This is a genomic window from Mycobacterium sp. P2_H7 (assembly GCF_056403275.1).
In genome coordinates this window covers 263,473-289,257 of record NZ_JBFUFU010000004.1, presented here as the reverse complement: position 1 = coordinate 289,257, position 25,785 = coordinate 263,473, and the positions used below count along the sequence as shown (strand labels likewise).

27 protein-coding genes and 1 pseudogene are annotated in these 25,785 nt (G+C 68.6%); 14 read left to right on the top strand and 14 right to left on the bottom strand.

The features are described from left to right. Window positions 1-448, top strand: a 448-nt coding sequence (locus tag AC1DY7_RS05845) for an HNH endonuclease signature motif containing protein (RefSeq protein ID WP_477492698.1), incomplete at its 5' end; no start/stop codon positions are given. 1 nt (window position 449) lies between these two features. On the opposite strand, the gene AC1DY7_RS05840 is transcribed toward AC1DY7_RS05845, so the two are convergent. Further along, complete coding sequence (locus tag AC1DY7_RS05840; protein WP_477492697.1) at window positions 450-1,925, bottom strand: acetyl-CoA acetyltransferase; 1,476 nt, start codon at window positions 1,923-1,925, stop codon at window positions 450-452. Window positions 1,926-2,040: 115 nt separating this feature from the next. Further along, the gene (locus tag AC1DY7_RS05835; RefSeq protein ID WP_477492724.1) at window positions 2,041-2,163 is read right to left on the bottom strand and encodes a hypothetical protein; all 123 of its coding nucleotides are present in this window, start codon (window positions 2,161-2,163) and stop codon (window positions 2,041-2,043) included. Between AC1DY7_RS05835 and AC1DY7_RS05830 the strand changes: the two are divergent. Then, window positions 2,122-2,599: pseudogene (locus tag AC1DY7_RS05830) on the top strand (CPBP family glutamic-type intramembrane protease). The gene AC1DY7_RS05835 and the pseudogene AC1DY7_RS05830 sit on opposite strands and share 42 nt — an antisense overlap. Here the strand turns inward: AC1DY7_RS05830 and AC1DY7_RS05825 are convergent. The 4 genes from AC1DY7_RS05825 to AC1DY7_RS05810 all read right to left on the bottom strand — a co-directional run bounded on the left by AC1DY7_RS05825 (window position 2,596) and on the right by AC1DY7_RS05810 (window position 6,040). Continuing rightward, window positions 2,596-2,898, bottom strand: coding sequence for a GlsB/YeaQ/YmgE family stress response membrane protein (locus AC1DY7_RS05825; protein ID WP_477492696.1), 303 nt, complete (start codon window positions 2,896-2,898; stop codon window positions 2,596-2,598). The pseudogene AC1DY7_RS05830 and the gene AC1DY7_RS05825 overlap by 4 nt on opposite strands. Before the next feature lie 112 nt (window positions 2,899-3,010). Further along, window positions 3,011-3,964 (bottom strand): APA family fibronectin-binding glycoprotein, encoded by a 954-nt coding sequence (locus tag AC1DY7_RS05820; protein ID WP_477492695.1) that lies wholly within the window; start codon window positions 3,962-3,964, stop codon window positions 3,011-3,013. A gap of 199 nt (window positions 3,965-4,163) precedes the next feature. After that, on the bottom strand, window positions 4,164-5,243 hold the full coding sequence (locus AC1DY7_RS05815; protein WP_477492694.1) for a sulfate/molybdate ABC transporter ATP-binding protein: 1,080 nt from the start codon (window positions 5,241-5,243) through the stop codon (window positions 4,164-4,166). Beyond that, the gene (locus tag AC1DY7_RS05810; RefSeq protein ID WP_477492693.1) at window positions 5,240-6,040 is read right to left on the bottom strand and encodes an ABC transporter permease; all 801 of its coding nucleotides are present in this window, start codon (window positions 6,038-6,040) and stop codon (window positions 5,240-5,242) included. Before AC1DY7_RS05810 ends, AC1DY7_RS05815 begins: the two co-directional genes overlap by 4 nt. 108 nt (window positions 6,041-6,148) lie before the next feature. Here AC1DY7_RS05810 and AC1DY7_RS05805 point away from each other — a divergent pair, with 108 nt between their 5' ends. From AC1DY7_RS05805 to AC1DY7_RS05795, 3 genes are all read left to right on the top strand, one after another. Continuing rightward, complete coding sequence (locus tag AC1DY7_RS05805; protein WP_477492692.1) at window positions 6,149-6,820, top strand: SDR family oxidoreductase; 672 nt, start codon at window positions 6,149-6,151, stop codon at window positions 6,818-6,820. Between the two features lie 68 nt (window positions 6,821-6,888). Then, complete coding sequence (locus AC1DY7_RS05800; RefSeq protein WP_477492691.1) at window positions 6,889-7,815, top strand: LLM class F420-dependent oxidoreductase; 927 nt, start codon at window positions 6,889-6,891, stop codon at window positions 7,813-7,815. 96 nt (window positions 7,816-7,911) lie between these two features. Beyond that, window positions 7,912-9,297, top strand: coding sequence for an NAD(P)/FAD-dependent oxidoreductase (locus AC1DY7_RS05795; RefSeq protein ID WP_477492690.1), 1,386 nt, complete (start codon window positions 7,912-7,914; stop codon window positions 9,295-9,297). Window positions 9,298-9,333: 36 nt separating this feature from the next. Here the strand turns inward: AC1DY7_RS05795 and AC1DY7_RS05790 are convergent, their stop codons facing one another. The 8 genes from AC1DY7_RS05790 to AC1DY7_RS05755 form a co-directional block, all read right to left on the bottom strand. Next, a complete protein-coding gene (locus AC1DY7_RS05790; protein WP_477492689.1) occupies window positions 9,334-9,960 on the bottom strand; it encodes an urease accessory protein UreD in 627 nt (208 codons plus the stop codon). A gap of 1 nt (window position 9,961) precedes the next feature. Continuing rightward, on the bottom strand, window positions 9,962-10,642 hold the full coding sequence (gene ureG, locus AC1DY7_RS05785) for an urease accessory protein UreG (protein ID WP_477492688.1): 681 nt from the start codon (window positions 10,640-10,642) through the stop codon (window positions 9,962-9,964). A gap of 11 nt (window positions 10,643-10,653) precedes the next feature. Beyond that, window positions 10,654-11,289 carry an urease accessory protein UreF gene (locus AC1DY7_RS05780; RefSeq protein WP_477492687.1) on the bottom strand — a complete coding sequence of 212 codons (636 nt, stop codon included), beginning with the start codon at window positions 11,287-11,289 and terminating at the stop codon, window positions 10,654-10,656. Next, the gene (locus AC1DY7_RS05775; protein WP_477492686.1) at window positions 11,289-13,010 is read right to left on the bottom strand and encodes an urease subunit alpha; all 1,722 of its coding nucleotides are present in this window, start codon (window positions 13,008-13,010) and stop codon (window positions 11,289-11,291) included. The genes AC1DY7_RS05780 and AC1DY7_RS05775 overlap by 1 nt, the downstream gene beginning before the upstream one ends. Beyond that, window positions 13,007-13,324: an urease subunit beta gene (locus AC1DY7_RS05770; RefSeq protein WP_477492685.1), complete on the bottom strand. Its 318-nt coding sequence runs from the start codon at window positions 13,322-13,324 to the stop codon at window positions 13,007-13,009. The genes AC1DY7_RS05775 and AC1DY7_RS05770 overlap by 4 nt, the downstream gene beginning before the upstream one ends. Before the next feature lie 13 nt (window positions 13,325-13,337). Continuing rightward, window positions 13,338-13,640 (bottom strand): urease subunit gamma, encoded by a 303-nt coding sequence (locus AC1DY7_RS05765; RefSeq protein ID WP_477492684.1) that lies wholly within the window; start codon window positions 13,638-13,640, stop codon window positions 13,338-13,340. Between the two features lie 62 nt (window positions 13,641-13,702). Next, the gene (locus AC1DY7_RS05760) at window positions 13,703-14,104 is read right to left on the bottom strand and encodes a PaaI family thioesterase (protein ID WP_477492683.1); all 402 of its coding nucleotides are present in this window, start codon (window positions 14,102-14,104) and stop codon (window positions 13,703-13,705) included. A gap of 156 nt (window positions 14,105-14,260) precedes the next feature. Further along, window positions 14,261-15,040, bottom strand: coding sequence for an iron reductase (locus AC1DY7_RS05755; protein WP_477492682.1), 780 nt, complete (start codon window positions 15,038-15,040; stop codon window positions 14,261-14,263). A 216-nt stretch (window positions 15,041-15,256) separates the two neighbouring features. On the opposite strand from AC1DY7_RS05755, the gene AC1DY7_RS05750 reads away from it, so the two are divergent. The 9 genes from AC1DY7_RS05750 to AC1DY7_RS05710 all read left to right on the top strand — a co-directional run bounded on the left by AC1DY7_RS05750 (window position 15,257) and on the right by AC1DY7_RS05710 (window position 25,748). Further along, on the top strand, window positions 15,257-15,673 hold the full coding sequence (locus tag AC1DY7_RS05750; RefSeq protein ID WP_477492681.1) for a BlaI/MecI/CopY family transcriptional regulator: 417 nt from the start codon (window positions 15,257-15,259) through the stop codon (window positions 15,671-15,673). A 14-nt stretch (window positions 15,674-15,687) separates the two neighbouring features. Beyond that, window positions 15,688-16,635, top strand: coding sequence for a M56 family metallopeptidase (locus tag AC1DY7_RS05745; RefSeq protein WP_477492680.1), 948 nt, complete (start codon window positions 15,688-15,690; stop codon window positions 16,633-16,635). 55 nt (window positions 16,636-16,690) lie between these two features. Beyond that, window positions 16,691-18,136: an NADP-dependent phosphogluconate dehydrogenase gene (gndA, locus tag AC1DY7_RS05740; RefSeq protein ID WP_477492679.1), complete on the top strand. Its 1,446-nt coding sequence runs from the start codon at window positions 16,691-16,693 to the stop codon at window positions 18,134-18,136. A 27-nt stretch (window positions 18,137-18,163) separates the two neighbouring features. After that, window positions 18,164-19,600: a GuaB1 family IMP dehydrogenase-related protein gene (locus AC1DY7_RS05735; RefSeq protein WP_477492678.1), complete on the top strand. Its 1,437-nt coding sequence runs from the start codon at window positions 18,164-18,166 to the stop codon at window positions 19,598-19,600. Between the two features lie 231 nt (window positions 19,601-19,831). After that, entirely contained in the window at window positions 19,832-21,202 is a 1,371-nt protein-coding gene (locus tag AC1DY7_RS05730) for a hemolysin family protein (protein WP_477492677.1), read from the top strand. Further along, window positions 21,195-22,244, top strand: coding sequence for a hemolysin family protein (locus tag AC1DY7_RS05725; protein WP_477492676.1), 1,050 nt, complete (start codon window positions 21,195-21,197; stop codon window positions 22,242-22,244). The genes AC1DY7_RS05730 and AC1DY7_RS05725 overlap by 8 nt, the downstream gene beginning before the upstream one ends. Continuing rightward, on the top strand, window positions 22,237-23,121 hold the full coding sequence (locus AC1DY7_RS05720; protein ID WP_477492675.1) for a 3-methyladenine DNA glycosylase: 885 nt from the start codon (window positions 22,237-22,239) through the stop codon (window positions 23,119-23,121). Before AC1DY7_RS05725 ends, AC1DY7_RS05720 begins: the two co-directional genes overlap by 8 nt. Next, window positions 23,118-24,311 (top strand): lipase family protein, encoded by a 1,194-nt coding sequence (locus AC1DY7_RS05715; RefSeq protein ID WP_477492674.1) that lies wholly within the window; start codon window positions 23,118-23,120, stop codon window positions 24,309-24,311. The genes AC1DY7_RS05720 and AC1DY7_RS05715 overlap by 4 nt, the downstream gene beginning before the upstream one ends. A gap of 72 nt (window positions 24,312-24,383) precedes the next feature. After that, on the top strand, window positions 24,384-25,748 hold the full coding sequence (locus tag AC1DY7_RS05710) for an alpha/beta hydrolase (protein WP_477492673.1): 1,365 nt from the start codon (window positions 24,384-24,386) through the stop codon (window positions 25,746-25,748). Window positions 25,749-25,785: the final 37 nt, after the last annotated feature.

The window sequence follows — 25,785 nt, the reverse complement described above, 5'->3', positions numbered from 1 at the left end:
CTGCGACGCCACCTGCGAAGTGTGGTTCCACCGCGACGGCCAACCCATCGGCGCCGGACGGGCCACCCGCACCATCAACCGCCGACTACGCCGCGCGCTGGAGCACCGCGACCGCTGCTGCGCGGTCCCCGGCTGCGGCGCCACCCGCGGGTTGCACGCCCACCACATCACCCACTGGGAAGACGGCGGCACCACCGAACTCGACAATCTGATCCTGCTCTGCCCCTACCACCATCGGTTGCATCACCGGGGCGGCATCACGATCACCGGGCCCGCCGACCGGCTCGTCGTCACCGACGACGCCGGAAAACCTCTGAACCGCGGATCACTGGCCCGACCACCCACAACCCCACCACCGGACGTCGAACCCTACAAAGGGCCGACCGGCGAACACGCCCAATGGTGGTGGTACACACCATTCGAACCACCACCACCCGGCGACAATTAGCTCATTCCAGGATGGCGGTGCCCTCCGCGGTGACTGTCACCTTGGCACCGGCGATGTCCTCGGTGACGGTGGCCGCGGCTTGGGACGGATCGGTGATCACGGCCAGCGCCCGGCTCCCGGTCGGGGTACGCACCGCCAGGAATGCCTTTTCGGCGCCGTCCTCGCGAGTGAAAGGCGTAGTCCAGGTTTCCACGGTGCCGACTCCGGCCCAGACATCCTCCGCGACCACGGTGGCTTGGGCATCCACGGTCGATTGCACGTCCTCCCAACGGAATTCACCGGTAGGCGGTTCGGTGCCGTAGATCCCGAAGCTGTGCTTGGTCAGGTAGCCGCCGTTGGCGGTGATCAGCCCGACCGCCCCCGGTTGCGCGGTCAGTCGCTCGGCCATGGTCGCGATGGAATGCGACACGTAGTTGTTCCAGGGCCCGCCCGCGAAGGTCAGGCCGCCGGTGACGGTGAGCGGCCGCTGCGGATCGTCGACCGGCAGGCCCAGTTCATTGGCCGCCACCTGGACCGCGCACGGAAAGCACGAGTAGATGTCGACGAGGTCGATCTCGTCGATACGGCGGCCGGCCAACTCCAATGCCCGGCGGCCGCCGATGCGGATAGCGGGGGATCCGTCGAAGCGCGCCCGCTCCCCGATCAGGTACGTGTCGTGGGCATCGGTACCCGCGTATGGGAAAACCCAGCGATCCCGCGAAATCTGCAGGTACTCAGCCTTTTCCACGGAGGTGAGGATCAGCGCCGCACCCTGGTCGACCATATTGTTCGAGTTCATCAGCTTCGTGTACGGCCAGCTGATCATCCGGTTGCCCGGCCCCGGCTGCCAGATCTCCTCGGCAGGCACCGCCGTCCGGTTCCAGGCATGCGGATTGTCTTGCGCCACTTGACTGAACCGCGACCAAAGCTCACCGATCCGGCGCCGGTGCGCCTCCGAAGACTCGCCCGACGTGATGCGCAGCGCCTGCTCGAACATCGGATAGACGTACGCGGGCCGGTCCAGCTTGATGCGAATCTCGGCGGGTCCGGCCATCTGGAATTCGTCGTCGGCACCGGCGGGCGGCGGCACCGACTCGTCCTGGGTGGTCCCGGTCAACTTCTGCCCGTGCGCCCGCAGCCGGGTGCGGCTGCGCCAGGTTTCACCGCCCGCGATGAGCACCACGTCGTTGCGCCCCTGCTGGATATCCAGGCACGCCTGGTTCACCAGCGACTGCGGGATGTTCCCCCCGATGCTGGTGTAGCGGGTGGCCGCAGTCGGAGCACCGATGCGCTGGGCCAGCAGCAGTCCGGGATCGCGGTAGCGCCACGACAACAGGTTGACGATCCGGACGGCGTCGACGGCGTGCAGAACCCGGGGGTCCGCCGCAGCGCGGGCCGCCTGTTCCATCAGATCGACCGGTTCGGTGGTCGCGCTCTCCTCGCGCTGGTTGACCTGGCCGTAACCGACGAGGACCGGGGTGCGTGGATCGAGAGGCATCTGTGAATCTTCCTGTCGGGGACAACACCGACACCATAGTGCCCACTTCTATAACTTAGGTAGACAACCTGCGCACGTACACTGAGGAGCAATGTCCGACGTCGGCGTGGTGGCCTCACCGCTTCTCCCCCCAGCCCATCCGCTGGTGGGAACCTTGTCGGCACTCCATCACGCCCGGGTGTACGTCGACGTCGCGGTGGTCGTGATCGTGCTCGCCGCCACCAACCTCATCGCCCACTTCACGACACCGTGGGCCAACATCGCCACGGTTCCCGCTGCGGCCATCGGACTGGTGGCGCTGGTCCGGGCCCGCGGGCTGGACTGGTCAGAACTGGGGCTCGGGCGCGAACACTGGCGTTCGGGTGCCGGTTACGCCGCGGCCGCGATCGGCATCGTGCTGGCGGTCATCGCCATCGGGGTCGCACTTCCGTGGACCCGCCCGATGTTCATGAACAATCACTACGCGACGCTCTCCGGCGCTGTGATCGCGTCGATGGTCATCATCCCGCTGCAGACCGTCATCCCCGAGGGTGGTGGCCACCACCGCGGCCGGATTCGTGTTCACCTGGCTGCGCCGGCGCAGCGGCAGCCTGATCGCGCCCATCGCGCTGCACTGGTCACTCAACGGGATGGGCGCGCTGGCCGCGGCGCTGGTCTGGCACGCCTCGCTCTAGTTCTTCTTCTGGACCATTCCCACGATCCACAGCAGGATCACCGACCCCAAGACGGCGGTGAACAGCGTGAACCACCAGCCACCCCCGGCCGTGTCGAGGAAGAAGCTCAACAGGAATCCGCCGATCAACGCGCCGACGATACCGATCACGATGTTCATCAGGATGCCCGAACCGCCACCCTTGACGAGCTTCCCCGCGATCCAGCCCGCGATCGCCCCGATGATGATGTAGCCGATCCAACCCACGCTCGTCTGCGTGGTCGAACGGGCCAAGAACTCAGTAGCTGCAACGACGTCCATGTGTTGGTCTCCTGCCTACCACCGGTCGACCCGGACCGAATGCCGGGCTGCCTTCCGGTGTACCCGAGTCAGATCACGATTCGGCCCGTAAAACGGGCACGTTCGTCAACTATCAGGCCGGCGGCATCATCTCGGGCGGCGCGTTCGTCACCGGCACCGGCACTCCGACGCCCGGGCGCGCCGGCGGCGCGTTCGGATCGACCGGCGGCGGCGGCGCGTTCGGATCCACCGGCGGCGGCGGAGGCGGGCTCCACGGCCGGATGGACTGCGTCAGCGCGGCAGCGGCGACCTTGTCCACCGGATGGGCGGCAGTGCCCAGCCACACCACGAACCAGCGCGACGGTGCGCGCTGCCCGCGCGGAACACCGGCCGGTGTCGGCGCGCCGACCACGCCCGCCCAGATCTGGCCGGTGGGCTTGGTGGTGTCGGTGAACTTGACCTCGTAGTAGGACGCGGCGCCGGTCAGGTCGCCGGCCGCCAACGTCGAACTCTCCTGGCCGATCCGCGTGCCGGGGAACGGCATGAAGAACTCACCCATGTCGGAAGCCAGTCGCGCGGCGGCCTTCGCGTTGTCGGCTTCGGCGCCGGCGAACAACTTCAGGTCGAGCCGGCCCAGCAGCACGCTGGTGTCATTGGGCGGCGGCGGCGTGGTGGTTCCCGGCGCCGGGACGGGCTCCGAACCTTCCGGCGGGATCTTGGTGAGCAGCGCCTGCCCGTAGGACAGCTGGGTGGCGTCGGCCACCTTCCAGCCCGCAGGCACGACGTAGCTGAAACCACCGGCAGCGTTGTCGACCCGGCCGGGCTCCGGCGGAGGCGGCGGGGGCAGCGGGGCCGGAGCGTTGGGATCGGCCGGGGGCGCATTGGGATCGACGGGGGCCGGCGGCGGCGCCGGAGCCGGCGGCACGTTGGGATCGACGGGGGCCGGGGCAGGAACCGGCGCGGGCGGCGCCGGCACCGGGTCGGCATGCGACACCGCGATCGGCAGTGTCAGTGCGGCCGCGGCCGCGATCGCCAGTGCGGTAGAGAGACGCTTGCGGTGCGGCGGGCGCACGTCCGGCTGATCCATGGGGAAGAAAATACCGTGTTACGGCCGTGACGCAAGTGTGAGTTGCTCTTAGAGTGCCAATCTGGGAAGTTGCTGGCCACAATGAATCTCGTGACAAGGCGCACTATCACACATAGCTGACGGCATGTGCTCACAGCTGTGCCCACCCCGCCGCGTCGGGGTGGTCTTGCCGGCTATTTCGCCGCCGCACGGCGCGGTGTTACGACGCCGGTTGAATCGTCAGCTCCTGCGCCTTCACCGTGAAGAAAATCCGCTCGCCGGGTGCCAGCCGTAGTTCGGCGGCCGCGTCGGCGGTGATATCCGCCGCCAATCCGGGTGCGCCGTCCGGTTGTGCTTCGGCCCGAACCCGAATCGCCGGCCCGCGGCTGTCCAACTCGGCGACGGTCACCTGCACCGCGTTGCGCGGACTGCCGTGCGGCGCGTCGCGGTAGACAGCCACCGCGGCGGGCGCGAACACTGCCACCACCGGGTCTCCTGTCGCGATATCCGATTGCGGGCTTCCGTACCACTGCGTGCCCCACTCGGTGCGCAGCGCGCCGTCCTCCCATCGGCCGTTGACCAGATTCACGCCGGCGAACCGCGCGCCGAACGTGCTGCGCGGAACGGCGAGGATCTGGGTGGCGGGCCCGTGTTCGACCACCCGGCCCGCCTCCAGCACGGCGACCTGATCCGCGAGGGTCACGACATCCAGCAGATCGTGGGTGACCAAGATGGCAGCCCGCCCGTCGCGGGTCAGCACCCGCCGCAGCGTCGCACGCATCGCCGTCGCCACGGATATGTCCAGTCCGGCCATCGGTTCGTCGAGGAGCAGCACATCGGGTTCAGCGGCCAGTGCCCGCGCCAGCGCGACCCGCTGGGCCTGCCCGCCCGACAGCTGCCCCGGCATCCTGTCGACCAGATCGCCGGCGCCCACCTCGACCAGCCACGTCTCGGCGATATTCCGGGAATCCTTGCGGCTCAACCGCTTTCCGCTGCGCGGGCTGAACGCCACATTGTCCAGCACGCTCAGGTGCGGGAACAGCAACGCGTCCTGCATGAGCAGACCGATCCGCCGGTCGTGGGTCGCGATCTGTTTGCCCGCGGCGCAGTCCGTCAGGGTCCGGTCACCGACCCGCACGTGCCCGCGATCGGGGCGCACCACACCGGCCAGCACCTCGAGCAGCGTCGACTTGCCTGCGCCATTGGGGCCGAGGACCGCGAGCACCTCGCCCCCGGCGACGTCGAGGTCCAGGCGCACGTCGCGCCGCGTCACCTCCAGGCTGACCTCGATCCGGCTCATGGCGTCTGCCATGCAGTGGTGCGCAACCGCCGCGCGCCGAGCCCGAGCACCACCACCGCGGCCACCAGCACCAGCAGGACCGAGAGCGCGACCGCCGCGTCGGCGTCGCTCTCCCGCTGCAGATAGATCTCCAGCGGCAGGGTCCGTGTGACGCCCTCCCGCGAACCTGCGAAGGTGAGGGTGGCGCCGAATTCACCCAGGGATCTGGCGAAGGCGAGCACGGCGCCAGACACCAGGCCCGGCGCCAGCAGCGGCAACGTGACTCGCCGCCACACCGTCGTCGGGCGCGCCCCCAACGTCGCCGCCACCACCTCATAGTCGGCGCCCGCGGTGCGTGCCGCGCCCTCCAGGGCGATCACCAGGAAGGGCAGCGACACGAACGTCTGCGCCAGCACCACGGCCACCGTCGTGAACGCGATCTGGATGCCGGCGGCCTCCAGGTAGCGGCCCAGCAGTCCCAACCGGCCGAATGCGTAGAGCAGTGCGATGCCGCCGACGACGGGCGGCAGCACCAACGGCAGCAGGATCACCGGACGCAGTGCTCCGATCAGCCGTGAACGGCTGCGGGCCAGCACAAGGCCCATCGGCACCCCGAGCACCATGCACATGACCGTGCTCGCGGCCGAGGTGCGCAAGCTGAGTTCCAGAGCGGTCAGGGAGGCATGGCTGGTGATCAGCGACCAGAAACTCGGCCAATCGACCTTCACCGCCATCGCCAGCAGCGGGAGCAACACGAACAGGGTCCCCACCGCTGCCGGGAGGTAGATCCAGCGCGGCAGCCCCATGCGCCACACCATAAGTGACCTCGCGGGCCTCGTGCGGCGGGTCGGATTTCGCGGCCTAGCTACTGTCCAGTAACATCGACACCTCTCGCTGTGTTCAGCGCCGAACGAGGAGGTAACCACATGGAGGTGCTGCTCACCGGCGGCGATACCGAGCTCGGCCGTGTGGTCGCCACCGGCTTCCGCGATGAGGGCCACGACGTGGTGCTCGTCGGCGCCCGTCACGACGACCTCGAAGTGCTCGCCAAAGAGCTGGACGCCACCTTCGTGGTCGCCGACAACACCGACGCCGCCAGCCTGACCGCGGCGCGCGAGGCATTACCTCTGCACCTCGACTGCATCGTCAACGTGCCCGCACCACGCTGGGATGCGAAAGACCCCCGGACGTTCACGCTGGCCGACCACGCCACCGCCTGGCGGCAGACGCTCGACGCGACGCTGCTGTCAGCGGTCCTCACCGTCCAGATCCTCGGTGATCAGCTGAGTTCGGGCGGGTCGATCATCAACGTCATTCCGGGCAACCCGGCCGATGGCGGCGTCGACGCCGCCATCAAGGCCGCCGTGTCCAACTGGACGGCCGGCCAGGCATCCCATTACGGCATCCGGGGCATCACCGTGAACGCGGTGGCCACGGGCAAGGGCGCCGAGCCCGGGTATGACGGTGCGGGCGATGCCGCTTCGCCGGTGGGCGTCGAGCTCACCCGGTTGGCGCTGTTCCTCACCACGCAGTCGGCGCGGCACATCACCGGCCAGACGCTGCACGTGAGCCAGGGCGCGCTCGCCAACTTCGGCTGAGATATTCCCCCGTTCGCCCGCAGCTAAACGGGGTGACCCCTCCGCTTCGGTGTGGTTACGTAAGTCCCATGGCGATTCGACTCGGACTTCAGATTCCCAATTTCTCCTACGGCACAGGCGTTTCCGAAATCTTCCCGACCGTCGTCGCGCAGGCGCGCGAGGCCGAACAGGCGGGATTCGATTCCGTCTTCGTGATGGACCACCTGTACCAGCTCCCCGGACTCGGCGCCCCTGAGGAGCCGATGCTGGAGGCTTACACGACCCTCGGGGCGCTGGCCGCCTCCACCGAGAAGGTGCAGTTGGGCACGTTGGTCACCGGCAACACCTACCGCAACCCGACGCTGCTGGCCAAGGCCATCACCACGTTGGACGTCATCAGCCAGGGCCGTGCGGTCCTGGGTATCGGCACCGGCTGGTTCGAGCTGGAACACGACAGCCTCGGCTACGAATTCGGCACCTTCACCGAGCGCTTCAAGAAGCTCGACGAGGCGCTCGAGATCATCATGCCGATGCTCAAGGGTGACCGCGTCACCGTCGACGGCACGTACTACAAGACCCAGGATGCCTTCGCCAATCCTCGCTTCCGGGACCACATTCCGCTGATGATCGGCGGCAGCGGCGAGAAGAAGACCATCCCGCTGGCCGCCCGCTACTTCGACCACCTGAACATCATCGCCGGCTTCGACGAGCTGCCCCGCAAGGTGGCCGTGGTCAAGGAGAACTGCGAGAAGATCGACCGCGACCCGGCGACCCTGGAAACCAGCGTGCTGGCGTTCGCCCTCATCGGCGAGCAGTACACCGCCGATGCCATTCCGGACGATTTCAAGCAGCAGGCCGTCTATGGCTCGCCCCAACAGGTGGCCGAGCAGCTCAAGGAGAAGGTGTACGACGCCGGCGTCGACGGCGTCATCCTCAGTGCGTTCACCATCGGCGGTTACACCCCCGGAGGTGTCGCGGCGGTGGGCGAAGCACTCCTGCCGCTGATTTCTGGGTAAACATTCACCGTCGGTGCGCCATCTCACCGCACCGGTGGGATGGCCACCGACTACCCTAGAGGTTGTATTGACAAAGTACGTCCGCTAGGAGCAGCAATGAGCCATCCCGGAGCTACGGCATCGGATCGGCATAAGGTCGTCATCGTCGGTTCGGGATTCGGCGGATTGAACGCCGCCCAGGCCCTCAAGGGCGCCGACGTCGACATCAAGTTGATCGCGCGCACCACGCATCACCTGTTTCAGCCGCTGCTGTACCAAGTCGCCACCGGCATCATCTCCGAGGGTGAGATCGCGCCGCCGACCCGGCTGATCCTGCGTAAGCAGGACAACGCGCAGGTGTTGCTGGGCGACGTGACGCGGGTGGACCTCGAGCGCAAGACCGTGGATTCGGTGCTGCTCGGCCACACCTACAGCACGCCCTACGACACGCTGATCCTGGCGGCCGGCGCGGGCCAGTCCTACTTCGGCAACGACCACTTCGCGGAGTGGGCGCCCGGCATGAAGACCATCGATGACGCACTCGAGCTGCGTGGCCGCATCCTCGGCGCGTTCGAGCAGGCCGAGCGGTCCAGCGATCCCGAGCGTCGCAAGAAGCTGCTGACCTTCGTCGTCGTCGGCGCCGGACCCACCGGTGTGGAGATGGCCGGTCAGATACAGGAGCTCTCCGACCAGACGCTCAAGGGCAGCTTCCGGCACATCGACCCGACCGAAGCGCATGTCATCCTGCTCGACGCCGCCCCCGCCGTGCTGCCGCCCATGGGTGAGAAGCTCGGGCTGCGCGCCAAGGAGCGGCTGGAGAAGATGGGCGTCGAGATCCAGCTCAACGCCATGGTCACCGATGTGGACCGCAACGGCATCACGGTGAAGGACAAGGACGGCACCATCCGCCGGATCGAGTCGGCGAGCAAGGTGTGGTCGGCCGGTGTGCAGGCCAGCCCGCTGGGCAAGGACCTGGCCGCCCAGTCCGAGACCGAGATCGACCGGGCCGGCCGCGTGAAGGTCAACCCGGATCTGTCGATTCCCGGGCACCCCAACGTGTTCGTCATCGGCGACATGGCCTTCGTCGACGGCGTGCCCGGCATGGCGCAGGGTGCCATCCAGGGTGCGAAGTACGTGGCGGCCATCCTCAAGAACGAGGCGAAGGCCCGCGAGCACGGCACCATCCCGAAGCCGCGCCTCCCGTTCAAGTACTTCGACAAGGGCTCGATGGCCACCGTGTCCAAGTGGAACGCCGTGGCCAAGGTCGGCAAGCTGGAATTCAGCGGCTTCATCGCCTGGCTGGCCTGGCTGGGCCTGCACCTGATCTACCTGGTCGGGTTCAAGACCAAGGTCGCCACGATCCTGTCGTGGACGGTGACGTTCCTGAGCCGCCAGCGCGGTCAGCTGACCATCACCGAACAGCAGGCCTACGCCAGAACCAGGATCGAGGAACTCCAGGAGATCGCGGCGGCGGCGGCCATCGAGCAGGAACGCGCCAGCTGATCTGGCGGCGGGCTGGAGCGCAGCGACCGGGGATCATCAGAGCCGCTCGCCCTGCCACGTCGACAGGCAGCCACCCGCAGCGAGTTCGAGAACCATCCCAGGACTCTCGAAACTCGTTTGCGGGTAACGCAATTCGCTGACGCAGGCCCGTGGGCTGCCCAGTTCGTCGTCGGTCACGGTGCCGCCGCCCAGTTCGACGCGGTGCCGCAGCAGCGGCGTTCCGTCCAGGTCGGCGTGCATCGCGCCGGACCAGTACCCGTGCGTCTCCCCCGTCCGGCCGATCTGGACGCTCTCGCGCACCCTGGCGCGGGCGTCACGGCCCAGCCGTAGCCGGGTACCGGCCACGTGCCGCGAACCGCCGGCCACGACGGTGGGTTGCAGGTCCAGGTCGAGTTCGCCGTCCACCTGCAGATCCCACGCACTGTGCGATTCGACGGTGGCCGCGCCGGGCAGGACCATGGTGGCCGCCACCGAGCGCACGCGCAGCACCGCGCCGGCCTCGACGACGATGCGGATCGCGATGCCATCCCCACCGAGCGGGGTGGCCGCCGCCGAGATCAGGTGCACGGTGTCGGCCGCGGTGCGGCGGGCGGCCAGTCCCCCGTGGCATTCGATGCGCGGGCTACGGCCCGGCGAGGCCACCAGCAGGACGTCGGAACGCATGTCAGCTCGAGACCGGGACCCGCAGTTGCTCCTGCACCCAGCGCAGGACCAGGTCCGCGGTCGGGTCGTCGGTGAGCGAGATGAGGACGAACGGCCGGCCCTCGCGCACCGTGGTGGAATCGCGGCGCATCACTTCGAGGTCGGCACCCACCATCGGTGCGAGGTCGGTCTTGTTGATCACCAACAGATCTGAGAACGTCACGCCGGGACCACCTTTGCGTGGCACCTTGTCACCGCCGGCCACGTCGACGACGAAAATCTGCACGTCGATCAGACCGGACGAGAACGTGGCGGTCAGGTTGTCGCCGCCGGACTCCACCAGGATGAGATCCAGACCTGGGTTCGCCTCGATCAGATCGTCGATCGCGTCGAGGTTGGCGGTGATGTCATCGCGGATGGCGGTGTGCGGGCAGCCGCCGGTCTGCACCGCCGCGATCCGTTCGTCGGGCAGCACCGCGTGGCGGCGCAGGAAGTCGGCATCCTCTGTGGTGTAGATGTCATTGGTCAGGACGGCCAGTGAGATCTTGTCGCGCAACTGGCGGCACAACGCGGCCACCAGGGCGGTCTTTCCCGAGCCGACGGGCCCACCCACCCCGATGCGCAGCGGCTCCCCCGGTTGGCGGACCCGCTTGGGCCGGTTCGCGTGGGTGTGCGGTTCTCCGTCGATGACATGTGGTGGCATGGCAATCCTTTTCAGCTCACAAAGAGGGGACGTTCGCGGGTCGCGTGCTGCTGGGCCAGCACGTCGAGCAGGGGATCGGACAGGTCGGCGAGTTCCTTGACCGCCAGCGCGGCGGTCTGCTCGCACAGCGGGGACAGTTCAAAGGTCAGCGCCGCGACATCGGCGGGGTCCAGGGCCAGCAGGCGCTGCGCCGCCGTCGCCGAGCCGGTCATGGTGGTGTAGACCATCGACAGGGCGGTGTGCTCGGGGGCCACCGCGCTGGCGATCCCGACCTGCCCGGCCACCACCGCAAGGTGCGGTTTGATGCCCAGCGGGCCCCAATCGTGTTCGGGCCAGATCTTTTTGGCCAACCGGGTGAGCCCGCGGCCCTGAGCCCGGGACGCGGCCCTGGCGGCCGGCGCGGGGGTGCGGGCATCGGTTTCCGCATCGGCGGCGGCGACGGACAACGCGCCCGTCTGGACGGCCGCGGCCAATGACGCCGTCACCAGGCCCTGCGTCCGGATCCGGCGGCGCAGGTAGGCGCGCAGCGTCGCCACGTCGGTGACCAACCCCGCGGTGACCGCCTCCTCCATCCCGCCGGAGTGGACGTGCCCACCGGTGGGTAGCCGCGAATCCGCGAGTGCCAGAAGCGTTGCCAGTGAGCTCATCAAAACAGGAAGTAGCGCTGCGCCATGGGGAGTTCGACCGCCGGTTGTTCGGTCCAGACGTCACCGTCGATGCGTACCGTGAAGGTGTCCGGATCCACCTCGATCCGAGGCAGTGCGTCGTTGAGCGGCATCTGCGCCTTTCCGACGTGCCGAACATTCTTGACTGCCACCAGCTTCCGCCGGATGTCCAAGCGCTCGGCCAGACCGTCCTCGACGGCCTGCGGCGAGACGAAGTGCACCGACGTGGCCGCCGCCGCGGCCGGCGTCGCACCGAACATCGGGCGCGGCAGCACGGGCTGCGGGGTGGGGATGGAGGCGTTGGCATCACCCATCGCCGCCCACGCGATCATGCCGCCCTTGATCACCGCGTGCGGGCGTACCCCGAAGAAGGCGGGCTCCCACAGCACCAGGTCGGCCAGTTTGCCGACCTCCACGGAGCCGACCTCGTGATCCAGTCCGTGCGCGACGGCCGGGCAGATCGTGTATTTCGCGACATAGCGCTGGGCCCGATTGTTGTCCGCCGCACCGTCACCGGGCAGGGCGCCGCGGCGGCGCTTCATCACGTGCGCCGTCTGCCAGGTGCGCAGTACCACCTCGCCGATCCGGCCCATCGCCTGGGCGTCGCTGCCGATCATCGAGATGGCGCCGATATCGTGCAGCAGGTCCTCGGCGGCGATGGTCGACGGCCGGATCCGGCTCTCCGCGAACGCCAGATCCTCCGGGATGCTCGGGTTGAGGTGGTGACACACCATCAGCATGTCGAGATGCTCGTCGAGGGTGTTCACCGTGTGCGGCCGGGTCGGATTCGTCGAGCTCGGCAGCACATTGGGATGCGAAGCGACGGTGATGATGTCGGGCGCATGCCCGCCGCCGGCCCCTTCGGTGTGGTACGCGTGGATGCCACGACCCTTGATGGCGGCCAGGGTGTCCTCCACGAAACCGGCCTCGTTGAGCGTGTCGGTGTGGATGTTGGCCTGCACGCCGGCGGCGTCGGACACCGTCAGGCACGCATCGATGGCGGCCGGTGTGGTGCCCCAGTCCTCATGCAGCTTGAATCCTGCTGCGCCACCGCGTAATTGCTCCCACATCGCCTCGGCGCTGACGGTGTTGCCCTTGCCCAGCAGGGCGACGTTCAGCGGCCAGGTGTCCAGCGCCTCCAACATCCGGGCCAGATGCCAGGCCCCGGGGGTGACGGTGGTGGCCTTGCTGCCCTCGGCCGGGCCGGTGCCTCCGGCGATGATCGTGGTGATGCCGCCGCCGAGGGCTTCCTCCATGATCTGCGGGCAGATCAGGTGCACGTGGCAGTCGATGGCGCCGGCGGTGACGATGCGGCCGTTGCCCGCGATGATCTCGGTGGACGGTCCGACGACGAGGTCCGGATGTACCCCGGACATGATGTCGGGGTTGCCCGCCTTGCCGATGGCGACGATCCGGCCGTCGCGGATTCCGATATCGGCCTTGATGATTCCCCAGTAGTCGAGGATCACCGCGCCGGTGATGACGGTGTCGGGCGCGCCGTCGGCGCGGGTCGCCCTGGACTGCCCCATCGACTCGCGCAGCACCTTGCCGCCGCCGAACACCGCCTCGTCACCGGCCAGCCCGGGTCCCCCACTGCGGTCCTCGGTGATCTCGACGAGCAGGTCGGTGTCGGCCAGCCTGATCCGGTCACCGGTGGTGGGACCGAACAGCGCGGCGTAACGCTCGCGGGAAAGTGAGCTCACTGGGGCGGGTCCAATCTGCCGGGCGGGTTCAGCGACAGCCCGTACACCTCGCGGGACCCGCTCAGCGGGACCAGCGAAACCCGTTGGGCGATACCGGGTTCGAACCGGACGGCGGTGCCGGCCGGAATGTCGAGGCGGTGCCCGTGCGCGGCGGCCCGGTCGAAGTCGAGTGCGGCGTTGGCCTGCGGCAGGTGCACGTGGCTGCCCACCTGCACGGGGCGGTCACCGGTGTTCACGACATCGAGGGTCAGCCGGGCAGCATCGGCATTGAGGGCGATGTCGCCGTCGCCGTAGAGGAACTCGCCGGGAATCATGTGTGCACCCACCTCACGGGATCGGGTGGTGGACGGTGACGAGTTTGGTGCCGTCCGGGAAGGTCGCCTCGACCTGTACGTCGTGCAGCATCTCCGGCACACCTTCCATCACCTGATCGCGCGCGAGCACGTCGCGTCCGCTGACCATCAGCTCGGCGACCGACCGCCCGTCGCGGGCACCTTCGAGGATGTGGTCGGTGATGAGTGCGACGGCCTCGGGGTGATTGAGGGTCAGCCCGCGGGCTTGCCGGCGCCGCGCCAAATCCGCGGCATAGGAAATGAGTAGCCGCTCTTGTTCATGCGGCGTTAAACGCATAGCGAGCGATATTGCCACGGCGCGCCGCATTCAGCAGCGCGGGCGGGCCACCGCGGCCGTATCTAACCTTCGACGTTCTGCAGCCGGACCTGGCCGCGTGCGACGACGCGGTCGTCGGCATCGGTGATGGTGATCAGCCACAGCTGCTGGCGGCGCCCGCGGTGGATGGGTTCGGAGACGGCGGTGACGGTGCCGGATCCGATGGCGCGCAGGAAGTCGGTGTTGTTGTTGACGCCGACCACCGTGCCGCCGCCGTGCTCGCTGAGCCAGACGTGGCCCGACACACTGGCCAGGCTCTCGACGATGGAGCAGTACACGCCGCCGTGCACGATGCCCCACGGCTGCAGCACCTTGTCGGTGATGGTCAGCTGGGCGCGTCCGCCGTCCGGCGTGACCTCCAGGTAAGTCAGTCCGAGTTCGCTGTCGAAGCCCTTGCCGAGGGTGTCCAGTCCAGGTGCGGTCACAGTGCTCTGTCTACACGGGCCCGGGGCAGAATTGCGGATGGGCCCCGCGCACTGTGTGCGCGGGGCCCATCCTTCGAGTGGACCGGGGGTCTCTGCAGCCCTCAGGACTCCGGCTCGGTCCGTTAGCCTCGCATCTAAATAGTAGGCAAGGCTGCCCTAATTTTGCAATACCTTCCCCATCGAGATCCGGCTCGTGCCGCGAACCGGCAGGCCGAACCCGACAAGCGCATCGAGGATCGCCTGGCTGCGCCGCATGCTCGTGAGCTCACTGGAGCCGGCCAGCAACGGCACCTGCGTCGCGGCACTCACGACGGCCGTCCCGACCACGTTCCACATGGCGGCGACGGACATCGCGCCGTCGGTGACCTCGCCGAGCTTCACGAACAGCGGGGCCAGCGCCCGGTGACTGCGATGGGCCACCCACGTCGTCAGCGCGCCCTCGCTCGGCAGCGCCACGATGCCGTCGCGGGTGCTGCGCACCGCACCCACGCTCGACCGGGTCGCCAGGTGCGGGTCGTCCGGCAGCGCCCGCAGCGTCGGATCCACGACACCCACCCAGTCGATGGCACCCTCGGAATCGACGTGCACCCACAGATTCTCCAATCCGGTGTCCCAGGCCCGGCCCTCCAGCACGATCAACGGCACCACCCGGCCGACGACGACGTGCGCCAGCGTGGCGGCCAGCTGCTGGGCCACCGCGGCGCGACTGTCGGTCTCGGCGACGGCGGCGTCGAACATGGCCTGCAGACGGTCGGTCGTGAGCACCTCAGCGAGCGGCCACCAGCGCCGGCGGGACAGGTCCCCCATCACCGCGACGCCGTATACCCGCGGACATTCCGGATACAACTCGCGCAGCCGCCGGCTCGATTCATGCAACGGCAGAGCCCGCCGAATCGACATCCGGGCAATCAGCGGGTCGTCGACCATGACCGTCATCCGCACCTCCTCGTTCAGTTAGGTTAGCCTTACTATAGTCACACCCGACGGGGAGGCCAAAACCTGTGACCCGACTCACAGGTTGCCGGGAAAAACGGCGTGACCGGGAACGAAGCGTGCCCACCGACACGTTGGACGAGGCACGGAAATTAGATACGACGCTCGGTAGTAAAGGCGTAGTACGCTTGATTGATTGCTCAGGAGAGTGAACGGAATATGGCCAAGTTGACGCGGCTCGGGGAACTCGAGCGTGAGGTGATGGATCACCTCTGGACCTCGTGTGAGCCGCAGACGGTGCGGCAGGTGCACGAGGCGCTGGCGGCACGCCGGGACCTCGCCTACACGACGATCATGACCGTCCTGCAGCGGTTGGCGAAGAAGAATCTCGTCGTCCAGCACCGTGATGATCGGGCCCACCGCTACGCCCCCACCCATGGCCGCGACGAACTCGTCGCCGGCCTGATGGTCGACGCATTGGACCAGGCCGCCGACTCGGGCAGCCGCGAGGCCGCCCTCGTCCATTTCGTCGAGCGGGTCGGCGCCGGTGAGGCCGCCGCGCTGCGCCGTGCCCTGGCCGAGTTGGAGGCCAAGCACCAGATCGCGCCGCCCGCTGGTAATTCGACCATCGGCTGAGAGACACTAGCGGCGTGTCCGCCCTGGCCTTCTCCATCGTCGCGTTGTTGCTCGTCGGCCCCGTGCCGGCGCTGCTCGCGCGTGCGACCTGGCCACAGCGGGCGCCGCGTGCGGCCATCGTGCTCTGGCAGGCCATCGCGCTGGCCGCCGTGCTCTCCGCCTTCTCCGCGGGTATCTCCATCGCCAGCCGGTTGCTCGTGCCGGGCCCGGACGGCAAGCCCACCGCCACGCTGACCAGCGAGATCGTCGTTCTGGGCTGGCCGTTGTGGCTGCTCTACATCGCGGTGTTCGCGGTGACGGTGATGATCGGCGTCCGGCTCATCGTCGCGGTACTGGCCGTCGCCGTCGCGACCCGGCGGCGGCGCGCACACCACCGGATGCTGGTCGACCTGGTCGGGATGTCCCGCGATACGGTGCCCGCACCGGCCCGCCGACCGGCCGGTCTGCGCGTGCTCGGCATCGCCCAGCCGATGGCCTACTGCCTGCCCGGCGTCCGCAGCCGCGTCGTCGTCAGCGAAGGCACCCTGACCACGCTGTCGGAAGCCGAGATCGACGCCATCCTCAGCCACGAGAGCGCCCACCTGCGCGCCCGGCACGACCTGGTGCTGGAGATGTTCACCGCCGTGCACGCCGCGTTCCCGCGCTTCGTCCGCAGCGGCAACGCCCTCGACGCCGTCCGGCTGCTCATCGAACTGCTCGCCGACGACGCCGCCGTCCGCGTCACCGGCCCGACTCCCCTGGCCCGCGCGCTGGTGGCGTGCGCGGCCGGCCGCACCCCGTCGGGCGCGCTGGCCGCCGGCGGTCCCACCACCGTCCTGCGAGTGCGGCGCCTCGGCGGCAAGGGCAATAGTCTGGTACTCGCAGTGGGCGCCTACCTGACGGCCGCGGCCATCTTGGTGTTGCCGACCCTGGCGCTGGCCATTCCGTGGCTCACCGAGTTGCACCGACTCTTCGCCAACTAGGCGGGACATCCCGCGCTGCATGGCTATTCACAACAAAACAACGAAAGGCGTCTGCATGACCGAGACCGGCACCGCCCAAATTGGAGTCACCGGCCTTGCCGTGATGGGTTCCAATCTCGCCCGCAACTTCGCCCACCACGGTTACACCGTGGCACTGCACAACCGGTCGATCGCCAAGACCGACGCGCTGCTGGCCGAACACGGGTCCGAGGGCAAGTTCGTCCGCAGCGAGACGATCGCCGAGTTCCTCGACGCCCTGGAGAAGCCGCGCCGCGTGATCATCATGGTCAAGGCCGGTGACCCGACCGACGCCGTCATCAACGAACTGGCCGACGCGATGGAGCCCGGCGACATCATCATCGACGGCGGCAACGCGCTCTACACCGACACCATCCGCCGCGAGAAGGCGATCCGCGAGCGCGGCCTGCACTTCGTCGGCGCCGGGATCTCCGGCGGTGAGGAAGGCGCGCTCAACGGCCCGTCGATCATGCCCGGTGGCCCCGCCGAGTCCTACAAGTCGCTCGGCCCCCTGCTGGAGGAGATCTCCGCGCACGTCGACGGCGTGCCGTGCTGCACCCACATCGGCCCCGACGGTGCCGGGCACTTCGTGAAGATGGTGCACAACGGCATCGAGTACTCCGACATGCAGCTCATCGGCGAGGCCTACCAGTTGCTGCGCGACGGACTCGGCTTGGAGGCCGGCCAGATCGCCGACGTGTTCACCGAGTGGAACGCCGGCGACCTGGACAGCTACCTGGTGGAGATCACCGCCGAGGTGCTGCGCCAGGTGGACGCCAAGACCGGTAAGCCACTGGTCGACGTGATCGTCGACGAGGCCGAGCAGAAGGGCACCGGGCGGTGGACGGTCAAGGCCGCCCTCGACCTCGGCGTGCCGGTGACCGGTATCGCCGAAGCGGTGTTCGCCCGCGCGCTGTCCGGCTCGGTCGCCCAGCGCAAGGCGACCACGGGATTGGCCTCCGGCGAGCTCGGCGACAAGCCTTCCGAATCAGCACAATTCATCGACGACGTCAGCAAGGCGCTGTACGCCTCGAAGATCATCGCCTACGCCCAGGGCTTCAACCAGATCCAGGCCGGCTCGGCCGAATACGGGTGGGGCATCACCCTCGGTGACATGGCCACCATCTGGCGCGGCGGCTGCATCATCCGGGCGAAGTTCCTCAACCGGATCAAGGAGGCCTACGACGACGACGCCGACCTGGCCACCCTGATCGCCGCGCCGTACTTCCGAGACGCGGTCGAAGCCGGTATCGACAGCTGGCGCCGGGTCGTGATCAAGGCCACCGAGTTGGGGATTCCGGTCCCGGGTTTCGCCTCGTCGCTGTCGTACTACGACGCGCTGCGCACCGAGCGGCTGCCCGCCGCGCTGACGCAGGGTCTGCGGGACTTCTTCGGCGCGCACACCTACGGGCGCACCGACGCCCCCGAGGGCAAGAAGTTCCACACGCTCTGGAGCGCGGACCGCAGCGAAGTCGAAGCCTGACGTCGGAGGAAACCTAGACTGGACGCCGTGAGGTTTCTCGACGGGCACACCCCGCCTTATGACTTGACCTACAACGACGTCTTCGTGGTGCCGGGCCGATCCGAGGTCACGTCGCGTTTCGACGTCGACCTGTCCACTGTGGACGGCTCCGGCACCACCATCCCGGTGGTGGTCGCCAACATGACCGCGGTGGCCGGCCGACGGATGGCCGAGACGGTCGCCCGCCGCGGGGGCATTGTCGTGCTGCCGCAGGATCTGCCGCTGTCCGCGGTCGCCGAGACCGTCGACTTCGTCAAGTCCCGCGACCTGGTGGCCGACACCCCGGTGACGCTGACCCCGGACAGCGCGGTGTCGGATGCGTTGGCGCTGATCCACAAACGCGCCCACGGTGCCGCCGTCGTCGTCGACGGCGATCGCCCGGTCGGACTGATCACCGAGGCCGCGTGCGCAGGGGTCGACCGATTCGCCCGGGTCCGCGACGTCGCGCTCACCGATTTCGTCACCGCTCCGGCGGGCACCGATCCGCGCAAGGTGTTCGATCTGCTGGAGCACTCGCCGGTGGGTGTCGCGGTGCTCACCGGCACCGACGGTGAACTGGCCGGCGTGCTGACCCGGACCGGCAGCATCCGGGCCGGCATCTACACCCCGGCCGTCGACGCGAAGGGCCGGTTGCGCATCGCCGCGGCGGTCGGGATCAACGGCGATGTCGGCGCCAAGGCGCGCGGACTGGCCGAGGCCGGCGCCGACGTGCTCGTGATCGATACCGCCCACGGCCATCAGGCCAAGATGCTCGACGCGATCGCCATCGTGGCGGCCCTGGACCTCGGTCTGCCCATCGCCGCGGGCAACGTGGTGTCGGCCGACGGCACCCGTGACCTGATCGAGGCGGGCGCCACCATCGTCAAGGTCGGCGTCGGACCGGGCGCCATGTGCACCACCCGGATGATGACAGGTGTCGGACGTCCCCAGTTCTCCGCGGTGGTCGAATGTTCCTCTGCGGCAAAGGAACTCGGTGGTCACGTCTGGGCCGACGGTGGCGTGCGGCATCCCCGCGACGTGGCACTGGCCCTGGCCGCCGGCGCGTCGAATGTGATGATCGGCTCCTGGTTCGCCGGCACCTACGAGTCCCCGGGAGACCTGCTGCGCGACCGCGACGGCCTGCCGTACAAGGAGAGCTACGGCATGGCGTCCAAACGCGCGGTCGCCGCGAGGACGGCCGCCGACGGGGCGTTCGACCGCGCCCGCAAGGCCTTGTTCGAGGAAGGCATCTCCAGCTCTCGGATGGCGCTGGACCCGGCCCGCGGCGGCGTGGAGGACCTGCTCGACCACATCACCTCGGGGGTGCGCAGCACCTGCACCTACGTCGGCGCCGCATCGCTACCCGAGCTGCACGACAAGGTGATCCTCGGGGTCCAGTCCGCGGCCGGTTTCGCGGAGGGACATCCGCTGCCCAGCGGTTGGTGAGACCGGGTCATCGTCGGGGCAAGCTACCATTGAGCCTTACCGGCGCAATGCACAATGCTGCGCCGATTTTGGCGAAAGGGATCGCGTGCCACAGGCACCCGTGGAAGCCCACGGTTTCGAAATGGGCTCGGGGGTTCCCGCGGCGTCCTCGCCCGCCGGTGAATCCGGCGACGCCGAACCTTCCCCTAGACAGCCGGGCTCGCGGCCCGGCCTCAGCGTGGTGAGCTGGCGATGAGCCTCACCATGACACTTCTCTCGCTTCTGGCGTTCATCGCGCTGACGGCCGGCACCGCGTTGTTCGTCGCGGCCGAGTTCTCCCTCACCGCGCTGGAGCGCAGCACCGTCGAGGCGAACGCCCGCGCCGGCGGGCGGCGCGACGAGCTCATCCGCGAGGCGCACCGCACCCTGTCGTTCCAGCTGTCGGGTGCGCAGCTCGGTATCTCGATCACCACCCTGGCCACCGGTTATCTGGCCGAACCGGTGGTCGCGCGGCTGCTGCACGCCCCGTTGTCGGCGATCCGGATCCCCGCCGCCATGATCGACGGCGTCGCCCTGGTGCTGGCGCTGCTGATCGCCACCTCGGTGTCGATGATCTTCGGCGAGCTGGTGCCCAAGAACCTCGCGGTGGCCAAACCGCTGCCGACGGCGCGCTTCGCCGCTCCGCTGCAGTGGTATTTCTCCAGGATTCTCACCCCGGTGATCAACGCCACCAACGGCACCGCCAACTGGATCCTGCGCCGGATCGGCATCGAGCCTGCCGAGGAACTGCGCTCGGCCCGGTCCCCGCAGGAATTGGTGTCCCTGGTCCGAAACTCCGCGCGCAGTGGATCACTGGATCCGGACACCGCGGTGCTGGTCGACCGGTCCCTGCAGTTCGGCGAGCGGTCGGCCGAGGAACTGATGACCCCGCGCCAGTTGATCGAGACGCTGGAGTCCGATGACACCGTCGCCGACCTCGTCGAGGCCGCGATGCGCACCGGGCACTCCCGCTTCCCGATCGTCGAAGGCGACCTCGACCAGACCATCGGCATGGTGCACGTGAAGCAGATCTTCGAGGTGCCGCCCGGCGAACGGGCCAGTACCCGGCTGGCCACCATGGTGCTGCCGGTGCCGACCGTCCCATCGACGCTGGACGGCGACTCGGTGATGACCCAGATCCGCGCAAACGGTCTGCAGACCGCGATGGTGGTCGACGAGTACGGCGGCACCGCGGGCATGGTCACCGTGGAGGACCTGATCGAAGAGATCGTCGGCGACGTCCGCGACGAACACGACGACGCCAGACCGGATGTGGTGCACGCGCGCACCGGGTGGCAGGTGTCCGGGCTGCTGCGCATCGACGAGGTCGACTCGGAGACACCATTCCGAGCTCCCGAGGGCGACTACGAGACCATCGGCGGGCTGGTGCTCCAGGAACTCGGTCACATCCCCGAGGTCGGCGACACCGTGCAACTGGCCGCATTCGATCCCGACAGCGTCGACGATCCGGTGCGCTGGAACGCCACGGTGCTGCGGATGGACGGGCGCCGGATCGACCTGCTGGAGCTGAGCGAACTCGGCCACAAGGACGACACCGCAGACAGGGAGCCGCGCCATGGGTGATCTGCTCGCCGTCGTACTCACCGTGTTGTTGTTGGGCGCCAACGCCTTCTTCGTGGCTTCCGAGTTCGCCCTCATCTCGGCGCGGCGCGACCGCCTGGAAGCCCTTGCCGAACAGGGCAAGAAGCGTGCCGTCACCGTCATGCGCGCCGCGGAGAACCTGTCGCTGATGCTGGCAGGCGCGCAGCTGGGCATCACCATCTGCTCGATCCTGCTCGGCCGGGTCGGCGAACCCGCCGTCGCGCACCTGCTGGAGAAGCCGTTCGCCCTTTTGGGCGTCGATGAGGCCGTGCTGCACACCGTTTCGTTCATCGTGGCGCTGGCGGTGGTGGTCACCCTGCATGTGCTGCTCGGTGAGATGGTGCCGAAGAACATCGCGATCGCCGGGCCGGAAACGGCGGCGATGCTGCTGGTTCCGCCGTATCTGGCCTACATCCGGCTGGCGAAACCGTTCATCGCATTCTACAACTGGGCCGCGAACTCCACCCTGCGCATGCTGCGGGTGGAACCCAAGGACGAACTCGACGTCGCGGTGTCCACCGTCGAACTGTCGGAGATGATCGCCGAGTCCCGGTCGGAAGGTCTGCTCGACCATGAGGAGCACACCCGGCTGACCCGGGCATTGCAGATCCGGGACCGCTTCGTCGCCGATATCGCCATCCCGCTCAGCCAGATTCGGGCCATACCGGTGGCGGCGCCGGGTTCCGGACCCACGGTAGAGGCGGTGCAGAGCGCCCTCGCCGAGACCGGTTACTCGCGCTTCCCGGTGACCGACCCCGGCGGGGCCGTGCTGGGCTATCTGCACATCAAGGATGTGCTGGCTCTGATCGACGATCCGGACGCGGTGCTCGACGCGTCGATGGTGCGTCCCCTCGTCCAGGTGCCGGCCACGCTGTCGGTGCCCGAGGCGCTGTCCCGGATGCGGCGCAACAACAGCCATCTGGCCCTGGTCACCACCGACGGCGCGGTCACGGCGGTGGTGGCGCTGGAGGACCTCGTCGAGGACCTGGTGGGCATCGTGCGCGACGGAACCCACCGTGTCTGAGCAGACCCTGCTCGGTGAGACGGAGTGGGCCGAGCGCGAACTCAGGCACACCGACCGGGTAGGTCGGCTGCTCGCCGCACACCGCACCCGGGCACAGGCCGGCCAGAGCCACCCGGTATGGGATTTCCTGTTCTCCTACTACAGCTTCCGCCCGCGCCAGTTGGCCCAATGGCATCCGGGTTTCGGGACGGCGCTCGCCGGGCCGGGCGCCGAGAAATTCCTGACGCGTACCGGATACCAGCGCTGCGGCTCGGCGGTCGGGTTGAGCGGGGAGTTCCTGGCTGCGCGGTTACCCACCGTCACCTTCGTCACCGACCTGCTGACCGCGACGGCGGACCGGCCGGCCCGGCTGAACTGCTTCGGCATGCATGAGTGGGCGATGGTGTACCGCTCCCCCGGGGTGCGGCACGACGGTGTTCCGCTGCGGCTCGGTCCCGCGGGGACGGACACCGTGCTGGAGTCGATGCCGTTGCGCTGCAGCCATTTCGATGCTTACCGCTTCTTCACCGACGACGCCGTCGACCGCAACGCCGAGCCGCTGAGCCGCACCGGCCAGGTGGCCCATGAGCAGCCGGGCTGCGTGCACGCCAACATGGACCTCTACAAGTGGTGTTACAAGCTCGGCCCGCTGGTGCCCTCGGAACTGCTGACGGACTGCTTCGAGCTGGCGTCGGCGGCCCGACTACTGGACATGCAGGCCAGCCCGTATGACCTGCTCGAGTACGGGATCGAGCCCATCACCATCGAAACTGCCTCCGGCAGAACCGAATACGTCCGCCGCCAGCATGAGGTCGCCACCACCGCGGCCAGTCTGCGCACGGCGTTGCGCGACCACTGCGCGGACATGGTGGCCGAGGCGCAGTTGGTGTCCCGGTGAGACGCACCCTGGCGGTGTTGTCGGCGGCGGTGGCGGTGGCGGCGGGATTACTCGGGGGCTGTGGCAGCAGCAAGCCGGTCGCCAAGCCGACCCCGACGTTCGGCCCGGTGCTGCCGGGCGATTTCGGCGGCAGCGGCCCCGGCACGTTGATATCGGCCAACTCGCTACCCAATCTCGACCCCGGGTTGCGTAAGGCAACCTCGGAAGCCGCCCGCATCGTCTACACGTCGACGTCGGGGATCAGCGACACGGAGACGAAGGTGTCGGGCGCGGTCCTGGTGCCCATCGGCGCCGCGCCACCCGGGGGCTGGCCCGTGATCGCGGTGGGCCACCCCAACACCGGGAGCGAAATCGACTGCGCGCCTTCGTGGTCTCCCACACTGGGCGGGCTGACACCCGCAGTCGAGACTTTCGTGAGCGCCGGATATGTCGTTGTGGCCCCCGACTATCAGGGACTGGGGGTCGACGACGACGATCCGCATCCGTTCCTGGATTCCGCGACGGCGGCCTACAACATCATGGACGCCGTGCGGGCCACCGCGAAGCTGGTGCCGAACACCTCCGGCCGATGGGCCGGATACGGGTCCGGGCAGGGTGGCCAGGCGGTCTGGGCCGCCGACGAACTGGCGGGTGACTACGGTCTCGGCGGCCAACTGGTCGGTGTGGTCGCCGCCGAGCCGACGGCCGCGCTGGACGGTCTGGCCGATGATGCGGCCGCGGGCAACCTGACCAAAGACCAGATGCTGCTGCTCCATCAATACCTCTCCGCACTGGCCAATCAGTACAGCGAGTTCAAGATCGACGACTACCGGCACGGCGTCCTCAAGAGCAACTGGGATGCGCTGAGTGGATGCGTCGGCAGCCCGTCACCCAAACGGGCCACGGTCACCAGCCAGATGACACCCGACGATCTCCGACCGGCCACCCCCGCCGCCACGGACGCGTTGCGTGGTTACCTTCAGAAGACCTCGTTGCCGCAGGGCCCGACGACGGCCCCGATGTTGCTGACCCCCGCCGGGCCGGACGGTGTGATTCCCAAGGCCTGGACCGATCGCGCGGTGGCTCAGGCGTGCGCCATGGGCGATGTCGTGACGTTTGGCACAACCGCCGAGACGGACCCGGCGAACGCCCTGAAATGGATCAGCGACCGCTTCAATTCAGTTGCCCCCCACAACGATTGCCTACAGTAGGGTTCGGCCGACCGGTCGCCTGCGGTCTTCGCGTCGGGGTGCCGCGGAGTTGGGCACGCTATCTTGGGCCAGGTGACGGATGTGTCCCTGACGCACGGTTGGCTGCCGGTGCTGATCCAGGTGGTCGCGGCGGCGGTCGTCGTGGTCGTCGTATGGCGAACGCCGAGCAGACGCTGGCCGCGCTGGATACTGCTCGGCATCGCCGCAGGCGGGATCTTGGCCGCGGCGGCGTTCTGGTTCGTCTCCTCTCAGGCACTCGCCGACGGGCCGGTGGTCCCTCTGCCGTGGGTGTGGATCGCCGCCCTCGGCCTGGTGGCGGTGCTCACCATCACCAACTGGTCCAGCACCGGTTGGGTGCGCCGCGGCGTCACGCTGGCGGCCATCCCGCTGTGTGCGCTGTGTCTGGCGGTCACGGTCAACGCCTGGACCGGGTACCTGCCGACGGTCGGGTCCGTGGCGGACCGGGTGCGCGGGGCTCACATGCCCAACGAGGTCGACCAGGCGACGTTGCAGGACATGGTGCGCCACGGGGACAGGCCGTCGCACGGAATGGTGGTCTCGGTGAAGGTTCCCGAGGATGTCTCCGGCTTCCGGCACCGCGACGAATTGGTCTACCTACCGCCGGCCTGGTTCACCAGCAGCCCTCCCCCCGCCCTGCCGGCGATCGTGATGGCCGGCGGCGAGTTCGGTACCCCGCGCGACTGGCCGGTCAGCGGCGACGCCAGAAACACCGCCGACGCGTTTGCCGCCGCGCACGGTGGCAACGCACCGATTCTCGTGTTCGCGGACACCAGCGGTGAGTTCGTCAACGACACCGAATGCGTCAACGGGCCGCGCGGCGAGGCAGCCGACCACCTGACCAAGGCTCTCGTGCCCTACGTCATCTCCCATTTCGGCGCCAGCAAAGAGGCCGCCCACTGGGGTTTCGCCGGCTGGTCCGCGGGGGGCACCTGCGCGCTCACCACCACGTTGATGCACCCGGAATTGTTCAGCACGTTTCTCGACATCGACGGACAGATCGGCCCCAACGCCGGTTCCAAGAACCAGACGGTGGCCCGCCTGTTCGGCAACGACGCGACGGCGTATCAGGCGTTCGATCCGCAAACCGTGATGGCCCGCCACGGGCCTTACAACAGTGTTGCGGCCTGGTTCTCGGTGCCCGGATCGGGTAGCCCGACGTATCGCCCGGCGGCGGTGACGGACACCCCGGTGCCACCGGTGGAGCCGGACTCGCTGGACAACGAGCGCGACGAGGCGGCGCAGCACCTGTGCTCGATGGCGGCCGGCTACGGCATCGAATGCGCGGTGGTGCCGTCGGGCGGCGACCACAGCTTCACCACCGCGGCCCGGGTATTCGCCGATGCACTGCCCTGGCTGGCCGGGCGACTCGGCACCCCTGGAGCTCCTGCGGTCGCGTTGCCCGGCGCGCCACAATGACGACACCGATGTGACGGGCTTCTCAACGCAGGTCCTG